The sequence below is a fragment of the Serratia sp. ASV30 genome (assembly GCF_016428815.1).
Taxonomy (GTDB): Bacteria; Pseudomonadota; Gammaproteobacteria; order Enterobacterales; family Enterobacteriaceae; genus Chania; species Chania fonticola_C.
Genome location: NZ_JAELTL010000015.1, coordinates 26,430 through 39,544, shown reverse-complemented (window position 1 = coordinate 39,544; position 13,115 = coordinate 26,430). Strand labels below are relative to the sequence as shown.

Here is a 13,115-nt window from a genome sequence, read left to right as displayed (position 1 = left end):
TCCCACAGGGAGAGGGAGCCGAGTGTGCAACAACTTGGCTACGGTGCTGGTTTTTTTAATCACTCTTGTTACAGATTAACTTTGGTACCTGAATATCACGCCGCTCCAGCTCACTTGAAAATAAAGAGGAAATCGCAGCAAACTCGATCGGTCCCCTCTCCCTGTGGGAGAGGGTTAGGGTGAGGGGACTCTCTTCGGGGTAAAAGCCCTCACCTAGTTCTGTATTATTTTTTTCCTCGGCTATATTCCAGAGCTAAATCGGTCAGCTTGGCTCCCGGTGGTGAACGACCATTGAGCCGCTTGAGTTCGCTTAGCGTTACGTAAGCCTGTGGCGGCGCTGCCAACGGCTCCGTGGTGGCAGGCTGGGCCGATAGCATCCGATCCAACGTACAGAGCTCAATGCCCTGGGCCGCCAGTTTTGGCAGATAATCTGCCTGTGGAGCGCGGCTCAGGCCTTTCAGCTGATTTAATTCGCTGGTCGGGTTGCAGTTATAATCCAGCGCCATAATTGGCCTGCCGCTCATGCGGGCCAGATGAATAAACCGGGCAGCATCAGACTGTAATAAACCATTGGCCACTTCTGCCGCCGTCGCGAAATCGAGGAAAGGAATTAATACCCGCTCAATATTATCCAACGCGCCGGTTTGACTGATTTCCGCCAGCGAAGTTATTGGCCCTAGTTGGCTCCAATCTGTTTCTGCGTGAAACTGCCGGGCATTATCGCTAAACAGGATCACCGGCGAGAACGCCTGGCAGTGCTGCAAGCGTGCGCGGATAATTTCGTGGTAACCATCCGCTGCGGTTAACAACACCAACGCCCGTGGCCGCATCCGTGCGAGCACTTCACTGACCAACTTATCGATGATTTCACGCTGCATCATATTTGCCGCCTTAGGGAACGATAACCACGTTGTCACCGGAAGCCAGCCCGGCGGCGTTGGCTTCATCGGTATCAATGTGCAGTTCCAGAGCAAAACTGGCTTTGATCCGCACGATGACTTCGTCAAAGATCAGCCCACGCACGCCTGCCGCTTTCACCCGCACCTTCTGTCCGTTCTGCACGCCCAACCTGGCGGCATCCTGCGGGTTCATATGGATATGGCGCTGGGCACAAATCACCTGTGAATGCAGTGAAACATAGCCCGCCGGGCCAGCCAGCATGGCGTCACCGGAGGCGTTCAGATTGCCGGATTCGCGTACCGGAGCCTTCAGCCCCAGGGTAAAGCAGTCCGCCTTGGAGATTTCCAACTGAGTACATTCGCGCGCTGGCCCCAACACCCGCACCTTGGAGAGCGAGCCTTTCGGGCCGACGATCATCACGCACTCTTTCGCGGCGAACTGCCCCGGCTGGCGTAGCTCTTTGCATGGCGTCAGCCGATAACCGGCACCAAACAGCGTTTCAATATCCTGCTGCGACAGATGGACATGCCGGTTAGAAACCCCAACCGGGATGGCGATGCCGGTGGGAGAAGAATAGTTCTCTGCCAGGTTATGGCGGATCCTTTCCAGTAACGACTCATTAAACATACTGTTATTCCTACCCGATCTCAGAAGCTGTACGGTTATTTAGACTCTTTCTTGCCGCCGGTGCGGGCGGGTTTGTTGTCGGCAACAGGGGGTTCGACTACCGGCGCTGTGGCTTCTGACTGCGGGGCGGCCACTTCCGCTACTGGCGCTGGCGGTTCTTGCTGTACCTTGGCCGCTGGCGGCGTAAGCTCCTTGCCTTTCAGCCCGGTCAGCAGCGCGACGACCTGTTTTTCCGGGCGGGCAATCACCAACTGGCCTTTGATAAACGCCGGTTGTTTGATCACTGCCACACCGCTGTCGATGGCGGTTTTCACCGCGCTGATTTCACCGGCAAAGAACACGCTAACCAGGCCAGAACCAATCTTTTTGTACCCAAGGACCGTTACCGCTGCGGATTTACAGGCCGCATCGGCCGCGTGGATCGCGGCGGTCAGGCCATAGGTTTCAATCACTCCCAGGCTTAAGTTCATCTCAATCTCCTTAGTGCCTTACCAGGCGGATATCAAAGTCAAAGCGCTGGAAAAAAGCCGCCAGTTGGTCCAGTTCTTCATTGCTGTAACTTGGGTCGTCTTTGACCGGATAGATCATGTCGAGCCGCTGGTATTTGTTTTTACCCAGTTGGTGATAAGGCAACACGTCGATACGGCTGATATTGCCTTTGCGTGCCAGGGCCATGACATAGTCAATGGCACCGGTGATGGCATCGTAAGAATCGTTATAGCCGCGTACCAAAGGCATGCGCACCACGATGTGGCTGCCCAACTCCACCAGGCGCTCCAGGTTTCTTTTTACGCCTTCGTTGCCCATGCCAAACAACGCTTTATGCCGTGCGCTATCGATATGTTTAATATCGAACAGGAACATATCGGTGCAGGTCGCCAGCTTTTCATAATTGGCTAGCGAGGTGGTGCCATTGGTTTCGATGGCGGTGTTGATCATCTGTTTTTTGCATTCGGTCAGCAGCGCGGCCGCAAAGTCGGTTTGCAGGCTCAGCTCGCCACCGCCCAGGGTGACGCCACCGCCGGAGGCATGATAGAAATCGACGTCCTGCAGGATGATATCCATCAGCTCCTGCACCGTGACGTCCTTGCCCATGATGTCCAGTGCGCCGGAGATGCAGACTTCTTCGCACTTGCGGCAACCGATGCAGTCTATGTTGCGATCGAGGTGGTGCTTGAGATCGCCTTGTGCGTTTTGGCGCTGGGAATGGATCCCCACCGGGCAGACATCAACACATTGCCCACAGTCAACGCACTTATCATGTGAATACATCACCTGGAAATTGCTGGTGAGCCCCTCGGGGTTGGCGCACCAGGCGCAGAGGATGTTACAACCTTTGAAAAAAATCAGGGTGCGAATACCGTCTCCGTCGTAGATCGAGTATTTCTGGATATTGAATATCCGACCCTTTTTCTCCAGCGTGTTATCCATTCTATTTTCCCCTTTCTTCGAAGGCTGATGGGATAAGACGTCCCTGTCTTATCCAAGGCTAAGGTCAGAACTTCTCAATGACCGTACGGCTGATAATTTCGTCCTGAACTTCTTTGCACAACTCGACGAAGTACGCGCTGTAACCCGCTACGCGGACGATCAGGTCGCGATATTTCTCTGGCTCCACCTGTGCCTGCTTCAACACTTCGTTATCCACGTAGCTGAACTGCATCTGGCCGTTGCCCAGAATGGACGCGGTACGCAGCAGGGTGATCAGCCCGTTCTTGCCTTCCGGGGTATCGAGCAGCCCTTTGAGGAACTTGAAGTTGTGCACCATGCCGATGTTCATGGTTTCCACGTTCATCTTGCTGACGGACTTGATGATGGCGGTTGGGCCCTGTTTGTCCGCACCTTGCGTCGGGCTGATCCCGTCGGAAAGTGGCATCCAGGCCAGGCGGCCGTTTGGCGTCGCGGCGGTCAGTTCACCGATCGGCGTATTGTTGGAGATCGACAGGGTGCCGTGGCTCAGCGTGGAGTAGAGCATCTTGTACTTGCGGCACTCACGCTCGGTCCACTCGGTGATGTCCAGCGCGTACTGATCGACCGTGTCATCGTCGTTGCCGTACTTCGGCGCGTTCAGACAATCGCGGCGCAGCTGTTCAAAGCCTTCAAAGTTGGCCAGCAGCGCGTCACGGATCTGCTCCAGGGTGTATTTGCCATCCTGATACACCAGCTTGCGGATCGCGGCCATGGAGTCGACATAGGTCGCCAGACCGGAGAAGATCAGCCCAGGGCCGTGGTTGATCACTGCGCCACCGGCGGCCACGTCTTTACCCTGTTCCATACAGCCTTCCACCAGCAGCGACATCAGTGGTTTTGGTGCCACGTCGCGGTGGACACGCTGGCTGATCACGGTGCCAATAGCCGACAGTTTGACGATGTGCGCGATCTGCGCCTTCACCGCATTGTCGAACTCTTCGTAGGTTTTCAGGGTACTCAGCTCACCGGTATCCAACCCTTGATAGCTGTCGAACAGCACCATGCGGCCACGGTTGAGCACGAACTCGATGGCGATCGGCCACTGGGTATAACCGGTAGAGGTCCACTGATAGATGCGGCCGGATTTTTGCGGCTCTACGCAGCCCATCAGGCAGTAGTCGCGCGCGTCTTCAAAGTCGAAGCCCTTGCGCAGCATCATCTTGATGTGGGAATCATCAAAGTGGCAGGCCGGGAAGCCCATACCCGCTTTCACCACGTCGACGATCTTCTCCATGTACTTCTGCGGTGACTGGTTATGGATACGGCAGGCCAGCGACGGCTGGTACACTTTGACAAAGCGTACGGCGTCCATGATCAGATAGGTCAAATCGTTACAGGCATCGCCACCGCTGCGTTTCTGCCCGCCGATGGTCAGGTTGATAAACGGCTGGTAGCCAGCGAAGTACTTGGCACCCAGTTCGCTGGACATCCACATCAGTTCGGCACACTTGATGATGAAGGCCTGCAACAGTTCCAACGCCTGTTCCTGCGTCAGGCGGCCAGAGGCGATATCGGCCTGGTACATCGGGTAGCAATACTGATCCAGACGGCCCAGCGACAGCCCGGTCTGGTTCTCTTCCACTTCAAACAGCGACTCCACCGTCCAGATGCTTTGCAGCGCTTCTTGCAGGGTCTTCGGTGGGTTGGCTGGGACGTTTTCGTTGGTTTCTGCGATGGTCAGCAGTTCCGCACGGCGTGCCGGATCTTGCTCAATGGCGGCCAGTTCACGGGCCTTGTCCGCGATGCGCTTGGCATAGGCCACCACGCCGTCACAGGTTTCAATGGCCGCTTTGTAGAAGTAGATCTTGTCGATATCCGCCGGGTTTTCCATGCTCAGCGCCGCGAGGTGCTGTTGGGCATCGGCCTTGATGCCGTTCATCCCTTTGGTGAACAGCAGGATGTCGTAGCCTGGGCAAGTATCGCCACCGCCGTTAATCTGGTGGTAGGAAAGGTCGCTGACAAAGGTTTCACCGCTGAAGGCCCACACGCCCGCTTCGCGATACTGTGCCTCGCAGATCTCATCGAGCGAACGGCCTTCCCAGAACGGTACGATCTCTTCGCGGATCGTCTTCTTGTCGGCCTCGGAGATAACAAACGGATCCTGCGGGCGGGTGCCCATGGTGTCTAGCTCGTCACGCACCCAGCGCCAGGCGATATCCGGTGAGAACGCCCCGGCACGCGGTTTGCCGCACGGATGGCCGACGATCAACTCATCTTGCTGGATCAGGATCGGTGCGGTTTCACAGGCGGCGCGGAAAGACTTGGCGCGCAGCAGAATGGTTGGTAGACCCGGGTTGTTTTTCGCCATCTCGGTAAAGGTGATGGCGCGATAGATAGACACACTTGGGCGAGCATCGAGGTAGTTGTCACGCAGGCGTTGCAGGCGTGGTGTCAGCCCCTCCATCAGTTTGTGGGTTGCCACGTCTTGCGCCGAGGCTGCCACGAACGGGGCCGATGGCGCACTGTACTGTGGGCGAGCACCCGCCTGGCCAGCGAACAGTTTCACCTGCAGGTTGCTGTTGAGCGTCATCAGATTGCTACGGGCTGCCAGCAACATGGCGGAAAGATCGTTGATCACCAGTGCCGGATCGTCGAGGCGCACGCCGTGCAGCATGGCGTCAAACATTGGGTAGCCGTCCAGCTCACGCGGTGCGCGCACTTCGGAAAGCTCACACAGTTTCAGCCACAGGCACTCGACGATTTCGTAAGCCTGCTCCGGCGTCAGCACGCCACGGGTAATGTCCTGTTGATAGAAGCTGTACAGCAGCTTGTCGAAGCCGCCTGGGTAAACCGCATAGCTGCCGTTTTCCAGGTGCAGCGCCAGTTGGAAGAAGTAGAACGACTGGCAAGCCTCTTTAAAGCTGCTAGCCCCGTAAGCCGGGACTTTTTTCAGCATGGTAGCCGCTTCTTGCAGCTCCGCCTTGCGGTACGGATGGTTTTCTACCGCCGCCATGTTTTCTGCCTTGCTGGCCAGCTTCTGCGCCAGATGCATCGCCGCATTGCAGGCGTAGATCATGGCGCGGCATTGGTTGACTTCGTCTAGTCCAGAACGGCTGACGGCGCTGCCGATGCTTCTGGCACGGTCTTCCATTTCGGCTTCGATGGCGAACAATCCTTTGGTGATCACCGCCAGATAGTCTGGTGAGGTCTGGCCAAACGCGGTGAAGGCCGAAGGACTGCGCAGTTCGCTTTCGCTGTGGAACACGGCGGCGCGCGGCGTGGAGGATTGGCTGCCGATGATCAGCTCATCGGGGCCGATGTAGCCGGGCAGTTGCTTGACCAGCTCATTGAACAGCTTGGCATTCTTGACCAACTGCGGCATGCCGGCCACATCGCCACCCAGCGTTTCCAGAATGGCGGCACGTTCGGTGCTGATGGTGCTGTTTTGGGATAAGAGTCTTTCTGCCAGCAGTTTTACGCGTGGCGTCAGTGAATAATGGGCCATGTTCAAATCTCTCCTGATGTCCTGCGGCTTTCACACAAATTGGCAAAATCCGTTGACTGTAATGAGTGCGTTATTGAAGCTGTACCGGGCCGCCGCTGTAGGCGAGGCGGAACAGTTTCTCCAAATCTGCCGCGTTAACGTCGCGCGGGTTGGTTGGCGTGCAACTGTCGTGCAGCGCCTGCGTGGCCAGTTCGCCAAGGCAAACCTGGAAGCGGTGTTCCTCTACCCCTGCGGCTTGCAGATTGGCCGGTAGCTGCATTTCCTGTTTCAGCGTTTCGATCGCCACCAGCAGGCTGTTAACGCCATCACGAACTGAGGTGCTTGGCAGCCCCAACAGGCGAGCCAGGGCGGCATACTTGTGTGCGGCCGGGGTGTCGCAGTTGCCGTCAACGTCGGCATTGAAGGCGACCACCGATGTCATCAGCAGCGCATTGGCCCGGCCATGGGGGATGCCAAACATACCGCCGAGGGCGTGCGCCAGACTGTGGGTAATCCCCAACGAGGCATTGGTGAACGCCATCCCGGCCATGCATGAAGCGTTGTGCATTTTTTCCCGCGCTGGCAGGTTGCTGCCCTGTTGGTAGCAGGTCAGCAGGTGGCCGAACACCATCTGCACCACTTTTTCGGCCATTGCATCGCTGAAGTCGCTGGCCTTGCGGGAGACATAGGCCTCCAGGGCATGGCACAGCACATCCATCCCGGTATCGGCGGTAATGCTGGCCGGCACCGACTTCACTAACTGAGGATCGAGGATGGCGATGTCGGGCAGCATGAACTCGTCCACCAACACCAGCTTTTGGCTGCGGGACTTGATCACCGAGAAGCTGGTGACTTCGGAACCGGTGCCGCTGGTGGTGGGGATGGCGACAAAGCAAGGCTTGCTACGGCCGCTGTCTTTACGGCAATGCCACAGCGCATACATCACCGCCTTGGCGGCATCAATCACCGAGCCGCCACCCAAGGCAATCACCAGGTCCGGATAGTCGTCATCCATCAGTTTCATGCCGCTGACGATGGCGTAGATATCCGGGTCGGAGGCTACCTCGTCATACTGACGACAGCGGATCTGCTGTTGTTGGAGCAGGCTGGTTACCCGCTCGGCCAAGCCAAACTTCACCATCGCCTGATCGGTGACCAAAAACGCCGAGCGTCCAGGCAAGCTGCTCAGAGCGAGCAGCGCATCCTCACCGAAATGGATTTTTGGCTTAATCAGAAACTCATTCATGCCTACTTCCTCTTACTCTTAACGCTCCCGGTGAACCTTCTCGACAATGGCAACGATCGACATGGCCTTGTAGCGGTCTTTACTCAGTGCGAAATACTCTTCCACCAACACCAGATCGTTTTCACCGGCACCGACGCTGTCGACGGCGACGTAAGTGCGATCTTTGATGGCTTCCAGGTCGTCACCCAGCGCTGTGACCAGCAGCAGATTGCTGCCGCGTAGTTCGTCACTTTTCTGCGTGGCCACCACATGGCCGGTTACCTTTGCGAGGATCATGTTTTCACCCTTGGTTGATGTGTTACCGGGACAGGCGTCCAAGCACTTCCGTAATGATCCGTTCGACGTTCTCTTCGGTGATGTCATTGGCTGCGGCGTTAACCACTGCGCGGGTGACCGCCCCGAAACGATCGTCGCCCTGGGCATACAGCGGTGCCGGTGCGGCCTGTGGAGCTACCGCTGCCGTTGGAGCTGCAAAGCGGTTATCGTCGAAGATGCTGGTGCTATGGTTGGTTGGCGCACTGCACGGTTGAGCTGCGGGTTGTGGTTGGCGCAGATCCTCGATGCTACGAACGCCATAGCCGACTTTACGTACGTTCAGCAGGTTCATCGGGCCGACGTTGTCCGAGCTGGAGCCGCCACCGACGGCACCGCAACCGAGCGTCAACGCAGGTATAAGATTCGTGGTTGCGCCAATGCCTCCCAGCGCGGCGGGCGTATTGATCAGGATGCGGTGCACCGGTTTTTGCAGCGCAAACTCGCGGATCACCTGCTGGTTCTGGGTGTGGATGACCAGCGTATGCCCCAGACCTTCGTTGGTGAGTAACTCCACCACGCGGTCACAGGCGCTCATCCAGTCTTCTTCGATGTACAGCCCCAACACCGGGCAGAGTTTTTCACGGGCGTAAGGGTTTTTACGCGAGACGCTGTTTTGTAACGAAATCAGCACCCTGGTAGTCGCAGGTACGCAGAATCCGGCGCGTTCGCTGAGGTAGATGGCGGTCTTGCCCACCACTTCAGGATTAATCATGCCGTTCGGGCGTAACAGGATGTTGGCCAGGCGGGCAGACTCATCGTCGTTCATGAAGTAGCAGCCCTGGGCCAGTAACTCGCGGTGCACGTCCTGATAGATGCACTTTTCCACGATGATCGACTGTTCAGAGGCGCAGATCACGCCGTTATCGAAGGTCTTGCTGGTGATGATGTCCTTCACCGCCTGCTGGATATTGGCGCTGCGTTCGATAAACGCCGGGCCGTTGCCTGGGCCGCCGCTGATGGTTGGCGTGCCGGAACTGTAAGCTGCACGGACCATGCCTTCGCCGCCGGTAGCCAGGATCAGTGCGACGTCTTTGCTGTGCATCAGGGCTTTGGTGGCTTCCAGCGTCAACTGGGTCAGGCCATCAACGATACCCGCTGGGGCACCGGCCTGGAGCGCGGCCTGTTTGACGATCTCAATCGCCCGCTGGCTGCACTGGCGTGCATTAGGGTGCGGGGAGAAAATAATGGCGTTCCCGGCCTTCAGCGCGATCAGCGTCTTATAGAAAATGGTTGAGGTTGGGTTGGTGGACGGCACCAGAGCGGTAATAACCCCTAACGGGACGCCCACGTCCATGACTTTATTCTGCTGATCGTCACGAATAATACCGACGGTTTTTAAATCCTTAATATGCTCAAAAACTTTTTCAGAGGCGAAAATGTTTTTTAACACCTTGTCTTGCCAATTGCCGAAGCCGGTTTCTTCATGGGCCATCTTCGCCAATTCTTCTGCATGCCTGGCCGCTTCGCTGGCAATATGTTTAATAATGCCGTCGATCTTTTCCTGTGAATACTTGGCAAACAGCAATTGCGCCTGTTTGGCATTTTTAATCAGCGTGCGAGCCTGCTGAATGGATTGTAAATCCGGATCTAATGTGGTCATTAGTCTATTCCCCTGAATAGGAGTTTAATTTTTTACTTGCTGTAATCGGGTAGAGTACTTATCTGCCACTGCCGGTAATCAGGCTGAATTACGCCTTATGCTGTGAGGCGATTTTCTCAATATCATTATGTGGGCGTGCAATAACCCGTGATGAAATGACTTCGCCAATCCGGCTGGCGGCTTCAATACCGGATTCCACCGCCGCATTAACGGCACCCACGTCGCCTTTCACCATCACGGTGACCAGGCCGGAGCCGACGTTTTCATAGCCAATCAGTTCAATATTGGCGGCCTTACACATGGCATCGGCGGCTTCGATAGCTGGCACCAACCCTTTGGTTTCGATCAATCCGAGTGCATCTTTCATCGGTGAATTCCTTGTTATTCGGTGATTTTGTACTGCGAGATGATTTTCTGGATATCGTTATGCGGGCGGGCAATCACCAGTGAGGTAACCACTTCACCCACGCGCTTGGCCGATTCGATACCGGAATCCACCGCCGCCTTGACCGCGCCAACGTCGCCTTTCACCATCGCGGTAACCAGGCCGGAACCGACGTTCTCATAGCCGATCAGTTCCACGTTGGCCGCTTTGCACATCGCATCGGCGGCTTCAATACAGGCCACCAGCCCTTTGGTTTCAATCAATCCTAATGCGTCACCCATGATCCGTTCTCCTCAGAAGCGTTGTTTACGCTTTATGCTTAATCACGATTTTGTTGATGTCGTTGTGTGGGCGGGCGATAACCAGTGAAGTCACTACTTCACCCACGCGTTGTGCGGATTCCACGCCGGAATCGACGGCGGCTTTTACCGCACCGACGTCACCTTTCACCATGGCGGTGACCAGGCCGGAACCGACGTTTTCATAGCCGATCAGTTCGACGTTGGCCGCTTTGCACATGGCATCCGCCGCTTCAATACAGGCCACCAACCCTTTGGTTTCGATTAAGCCTAATGCATCACCCATTGTTGTTTCCTCCACAAAGCCGGTTTATGAGTTGTCATCTGCTGTGCCGTTCGGCCATGAGGGGATCAAGGTTTCCGACGGCTAAGGGCACTATACCCCTCCGGCAGTTATTCAAAATATAAATTCATTAATCAATATCTATTTAGTTTTTTGTTCTAATAATAAGCGTTAATTTATCCTATTTTTATCTGTTTGCTCTGATAATCAGCCCGATAATAGTTCTGCTCCCTGGCAAGAAATGGCGGGTTTTGGCATTCACTCAAGGGCGGAAAATAATGTTAAATCTATGGTTATCAAATGGGTTTTTTAGGTAGCGGAGGGTCTTGCAGACTGTGGGGCAGCGCAGGTTTTTTTGGGGAGTTGTTAAGGTCGGCAATCTCCCCTCACCCTAACCCTCTCCCGCAGGGAGAGGGGACTGAACGTGCCACAGATTAGCCTCTGTACCTAACTTCGGCTCCGTACTGGCTCCCTCTCCTTTTTGGAGATGGGGTTGGGGTGAGGGGGAAATGGCGATCGCCGAATAACCGACAGGCATTATGACTATCAGGGGTATTTTTAGGGGATTGTAAGGGCTAAGGGAGGCTGACCAGAGGCTTATGACAAGGGGGAACAGCTTTGCTGGGAAACGGGCGCTACTCTAACTGGCTGCCGGGTTTCAACGCGCAGATAAACAGTGGGGAGTTGATCGAACTGAGCAGCACGGTATCGGCGTTGATTTTTTCCATCGCCAATTGCAGGCCGTCGTGGCTGTCTGACATTTCCCGCATAAAGTAATCAAAGATCACGTCGGGTGATTGATCGATAGAGGACTTGCTGGAGACCCAACGGTTGATCTGATAATAGCGGGCACTTGGGGAAACGCGCTTGCTGGCATAATCAAACTGTACGTAGCGTTGTAAATAAAGCCAGCCTGCCTCTGAGTCTGAATATCCTTCCACCACGATGGAACCTTTACCTTTGACATTAAAGTTAAAGTGGATATTGACGTTGACGGATTCAGTGACGGTGTCTTCAAAATGCATAATGGCTTTGGTTGAGCAATTTAAAATATCATCGCGCCGGATAACATTCTGCTTAACGGTGATAAATAGTGAGACCAGTAGCAATATGATAGAGACGGCAAACAGCCTTCTCCCCCAGCCCAGTGTTTTCATAATTTATTTCCATGAATAATAAAAATAGTTATCGCAGTAGCTGAATGTATTATCTTGATGTTTGGCGCAATGTGCGAGAAATGTCCGGCCTAAACCGTTGGATTGCAGCTTATCACCATAAAAGAACAGAAAACGTTCGTCTTTATCATACTTTATGTTCTTTTTTTCTTTGACGGCAATAAAGTTTTTCAGGTAATTCTCGCGCATTCTTGGATTTATCATGGCGTCGGTGGATAACACCTCAATGGGTTCCTGCGCGACGGGGGGGAAGACGAGTGGGGTCAGGCTGCCGTTGTTACTCCACGACCAGCCGATCAGCGCGATGGCCAATAGGGATATCATCGCCCCGGCATAACCCCAGTAGCGATCGTTGCTGGTTGGGTCCGCCCCAACCGTTACTGGCTCTGGAGCTACCTCGACAGGGGATCCCTGTTCGCTGGCATGTATTACCGGATGCAACAAGGAGTCATCGATCACTTCGATCGTCAGCTCTGGGTTGATTTCCAGCCGGCCCCGGGCCACGGTGACGATCACGTTCTCAATGCCGTAACGGCGGAAGGCTTTGCGCAGGATGCTCAGATACTGGTTCAGATTGCTGTTGGAGGACATCAGCCCGTTGTCGTCCCAAACCCGCTGCATCACCGTATCGCGGCTGATCACGCCAGGATGCTGGATCATGAAGAACAGCAGGGCGTTGGCAGTGATGGTGAGCTGGCTATCTGACTTGCCGCCGTCGTCCAGCTTTAGCGAGCCTTCGGTGGCGTCATAAATAAGAAAGGCATTAATTTTATATTTCATTATCGCCCCTGGGTGATTGGCTGCCCGCGAACCGCGGAGGTTAAAGCTCCTCGAAGGTCATTGCCGCCAGCCTCGTCACCAATGCAAGCCGCTCTTCCGGCGTCATAGTGACTCCTTCCGTGAGTTCAGAAAGCCACAGGCCGTCTGCACCATAGCGCACCAAGTTACCTACGTAGCTGCGATCCAGTTCATCGGCGTTGGCCAGATGTTGCAGCACCCAGTCCCGCCAGCATTTACGCAACACCATTTCATGCGGCATGGCCAGCGACAGCAGGGCCAATTGACGGCTGGTGTCGGTTTCACTGATGCCTGCCAGGTACATCAGATAGGCCCGGGAGAAGCGCCCGCGCGGGTTATCGTCCACGGCCATCAGTGCCATAATCCCGCGATCCATCACCGCCAACAGGCGAATAAACAGTGCGTGGATCAGCTCCTGCCTGCCGGGAAAGTGGTGCAGCAGCCCGCCCTTGCTGACCCCAGCCTGTTTGGCGACGGCGTTTAGCGACAGCGCGGCAATCCCATCTTTGGCTGCGATGATACTAGCGGCTTCCAGCAACTGCTCTTGCAGTCGTTCCGGGTCTTTCTTGCGATGCACGTGGGTATTCATGCGG

The 13,115-nt window shown here is 55.4% G+C and carries 14 protein-coding genes; all 14 read right to left on the bottom strand.

What is annotated here, in order from left to right:
* Window positions 1-224: 224 nt before the first annotated feature.
* Entirely contained in the window at window positions 225-881 is a 657-nt protein-coding gene (locus JHD74_RS09180) for a hypothetical protein (protein ID WP_199062480.1), read from the bottom strand.
* A 10-nt stretch (window positions 882-891) separates the two neighbouring features.
* A complete protein-coding gene (locus tag JHD74_RS09175) occupies window positions 892-1,527 on the bottom strand; it encodes a phosphate propanoyltransferase (RefSeq protein ID WP_161712736.1) in 636 nt (211 codons plus the stop codon).
* 35 nt (window positions 1,528-1,562) lie between these two features.
* Entirely contained in the window at window positions 1,563-1,997 is a 435-nt protein-coding gene (locus JHD74_RS09170; RefSeq protein ID WP_173409885.1) for a BMC domain-containing protein, read from the bottom strand.
* 10 nt (window positions 1,998-2,007) lie between these two features.
* Window positions 2,008-2,958: a choline TMA-lyase-activating enzyme gene (gene cutD, locus JHD74_RS09165; RefSeq protein ID WP_074028373.1), complete on the bottom strand. Its 951-nt coding sequence runs from the start codon at window positions 2,956-2,958 to the stop codon at window positions 2,008-2,010.
* Window positions 2,959-3,022: 64 nt separating this feature from the next.
* Window positions 3,023-6,442 (bottom strand): choline trimethylamine-lyase, encoded by a 3,420-nt coding sequence (gene cutC, locus JHD74_RS09160; protein WP_173409884.1) that lies wholly within the window; start codon window positions 6,440-6,442, stop codon window positions 3,023-3,025.
* A 70-nt stretch (window positions 6,443-6,512) separates the two neighbouring features.
* Window positions 6,513-7,667, bottom strand: coding sequence for a 1-propanol dehydrogenase PduQ (locus JHD74_RS09155; protein ID WP_199062478.1), 1,155 nt, complete (start codon window positions 7,665-7,667; stop codon window positions 6,513-6,515).
* A gap of 18 nt (window positions 7,668-7,685) precedes the next feature.
* Entirely contained in the window at window positions 7,686-7,943 is a 258-nt protein-coding gene (locus tag JHD74_RS09150) for a EutN/CcmL family microcompartment protein (protein ID WP_021179125.1), read from the bottom strand.
* A 22-nt stretch (window positions 7,944-7,965) separates the two neighbouring features.
* The gene (locus tag JHD74_RS09145) at window positions 7,966-9,582 is read right to left on the bottom strand and encodes an acetaldehyde dehydrogenase (acetylating) (protein ID WP_098928933.1); all 1,617 of its coding nucleotides are present in this window, start codon (window positions 9,580-9,582) and stop codon (window positions 7,966-7,968) included.
* An 88-nt stretch (window positions 9,583-9,670) separates the two neighbouring features.
* The gene (locus tag JHD74_RS09140; protein WP_021179127.1) at window positions 9,671-9,949 is read right to left on the bottom strand and encodes a BMC domain-containing protein; all 279 of its coding nucleotides are present in this window, start codon (window positions 9,947-9,949) and stop codon (window positions 9,671-9,673) included.
* Between the two features lie 14 nt (window positions 9,950-9,963).
* Window positions 9,964-10,248 (bottom strand): BMC domain-containing protein, encoded by a 285-nt coding sequence (locus tag JHD74_RS09135; RefSeq protein WP_021807825.1) that lies wholly within the window; start codon window positions 10,246-10,248, stop codon window positions 9,964-9,966.
* Between the two features lie 25 nt (window positions 10,249-10,273).
* The gene (locus tag JHD74_RS09130) at window positions 10,274-10,552 is read right to left on the bottom strand and encodes a BMC domain-containing protein (RefSeq protein ID WP_004249182.1); all 279 of its coding nucleotides are present in this window, start codon (window positions 10,550-10,552) and stop codon (window positions 10,274-10,276) included.
* Between the two features lie 632 nt (window positions 10,553-11,184).
* Complete coding sequence (locus JHD74_RS09125) at window positions 11,185-11,706, bottom strand: FidL-like protein (RefSeq protein WP_199062476.1); 522 nt, start codon at window positions 11,704-11,706, stop codon at window positions 11,185-11,187.
* 3 nt (window positions 11,707-11,709) lie between these two features.
* Window positions 11,710-12,504, bottom strand: coding sequence for a winged helix-turn-helix domain-containing protein (locus JHD74_RS09120; RefSeq protein WP_199062474.1), 795 nt, complete (start codon window positions 12,502-12,504; stop codon window positions 11,710-11,712).
* Window positions 12,505-12,544: 40 nt separating this feature from the next.
* The gene (locus JHD74_RS09115) at window positions 12,545-13,111 is read right to left on the bottom strand and encodes a TetR/AcrR family transcriptional regulator (RefSeq protein ID WP_024484717.1); all 567 of its coding nucleotides are present in this window, start codon (window positions 13,109-13,111) and stop codon (window positions 12,545-12,547) included.
* Between the last annotated feature and the right edge of the window lie 4 nt (window positions 13,112-13,115).

Excerpts from the sequence above, each read along its gene's own strand:
- JHD74_RS09180 (WP_199062480.1), bottom strand. The coding sequence starts at position 881 with ATGATGCAGCGTGAAATCATCGATAAGTTGGTCAGTGAAGTGCTCGCA.
- JHD74_RS09175 (WP_161712736.1), bottom strand. The coding sequence starts at position 1,527 with ATGTTTAATGAGTCGTTACTGGAAAGGATCCGCCATAACCTGGCAGAG.
- JHD74_RS09170 (WP_173409885.1), bottom strand. The coding sequence starts at position 1,997 with ATGAACTTAAGCCTGGGAGTGATTGAAACCTATGGCCTGACCGCCGCG.
- cutD (WP_074028373.1), bottom strand. The coding sequence starts at position 2,958 with ATGGATAACACGCTGGAGAAAAAGGGTCGGATATTCAATATCCAGAAA.
- cutC (WP_173409884.1), bottom strand. The coding sequence starts at position 6,442 with ATGGCCCATTATTCACTGACGCCACGCGTAAAACTGCTGGCAGAAAGA.
- JHD74_RS09155 (WP_199062478.1), bottom strand. The coding sequence starts at position 7,667 with ATGAATGAGTTTCTGATTAAGCCAAAAATCCATTTCGGTGAGGATGCG.
- JHD74_RS09150 (WP_021179125.1), bottom strand. The coding sequence starts at position 7,943 with ATGATCCTCGCAAAGGTAACCGGCCATGTGGTGGCCACGCAGAAAAGT.
- JHD74_RS09145 (WP_098928933.1), bottom strand. The coding sequence starts at position 9,582 with ATGACCACATTAGATCCGGATTTACAATCCATTCAGCAGGCTCGCACG.
- JHD74_RS09140 (WP_021179127.1), bottom strand. The coding sequence starts at position 9,949 with ATGAAAGATGCACTCGGATTGATCGAAACCAAAGGGTTGGTGCCAGCT.
- JHD74_RS09135 (WP_021807825.1), bottom strand. The coding sequence starts at position 10,248 with ATGGGTGACGCATTAGGATTGATTGAAACCAAAGGGCTGGTGGCCTGT.
- JHD74_RS09130 (WP_004249182.1), bottom strand. The coding sequence starts at position 10,552 with ATGGGTGATGCATTAGGCTTAATCGAAACCAAAGGGTTGGTGGCCTGT.
- JHD74_RS09125 (WP_199062476.1), bottom strand. The coding sequence starts at position 11,706 with ATGAAAACACTGGGCTGGGGGAGAAGGCTGTTTGCCGTCTCTATCATA.
- JHD74_RS09120 (WP_199062474.1), bottom strand. The coding sequence starts at position 12,504 with ATGAAATATAAAATTAATGCCTTTCTTATTTATGACGCCACCGAAGGC.
- JHD74_RS09115 (WP_024484717.1), bottom strand. The coding sequence starts at position 13,111 with ATGAATACCCACGTGCATCGCAAGAAAGACCCGGAACGACTGCAAGAG.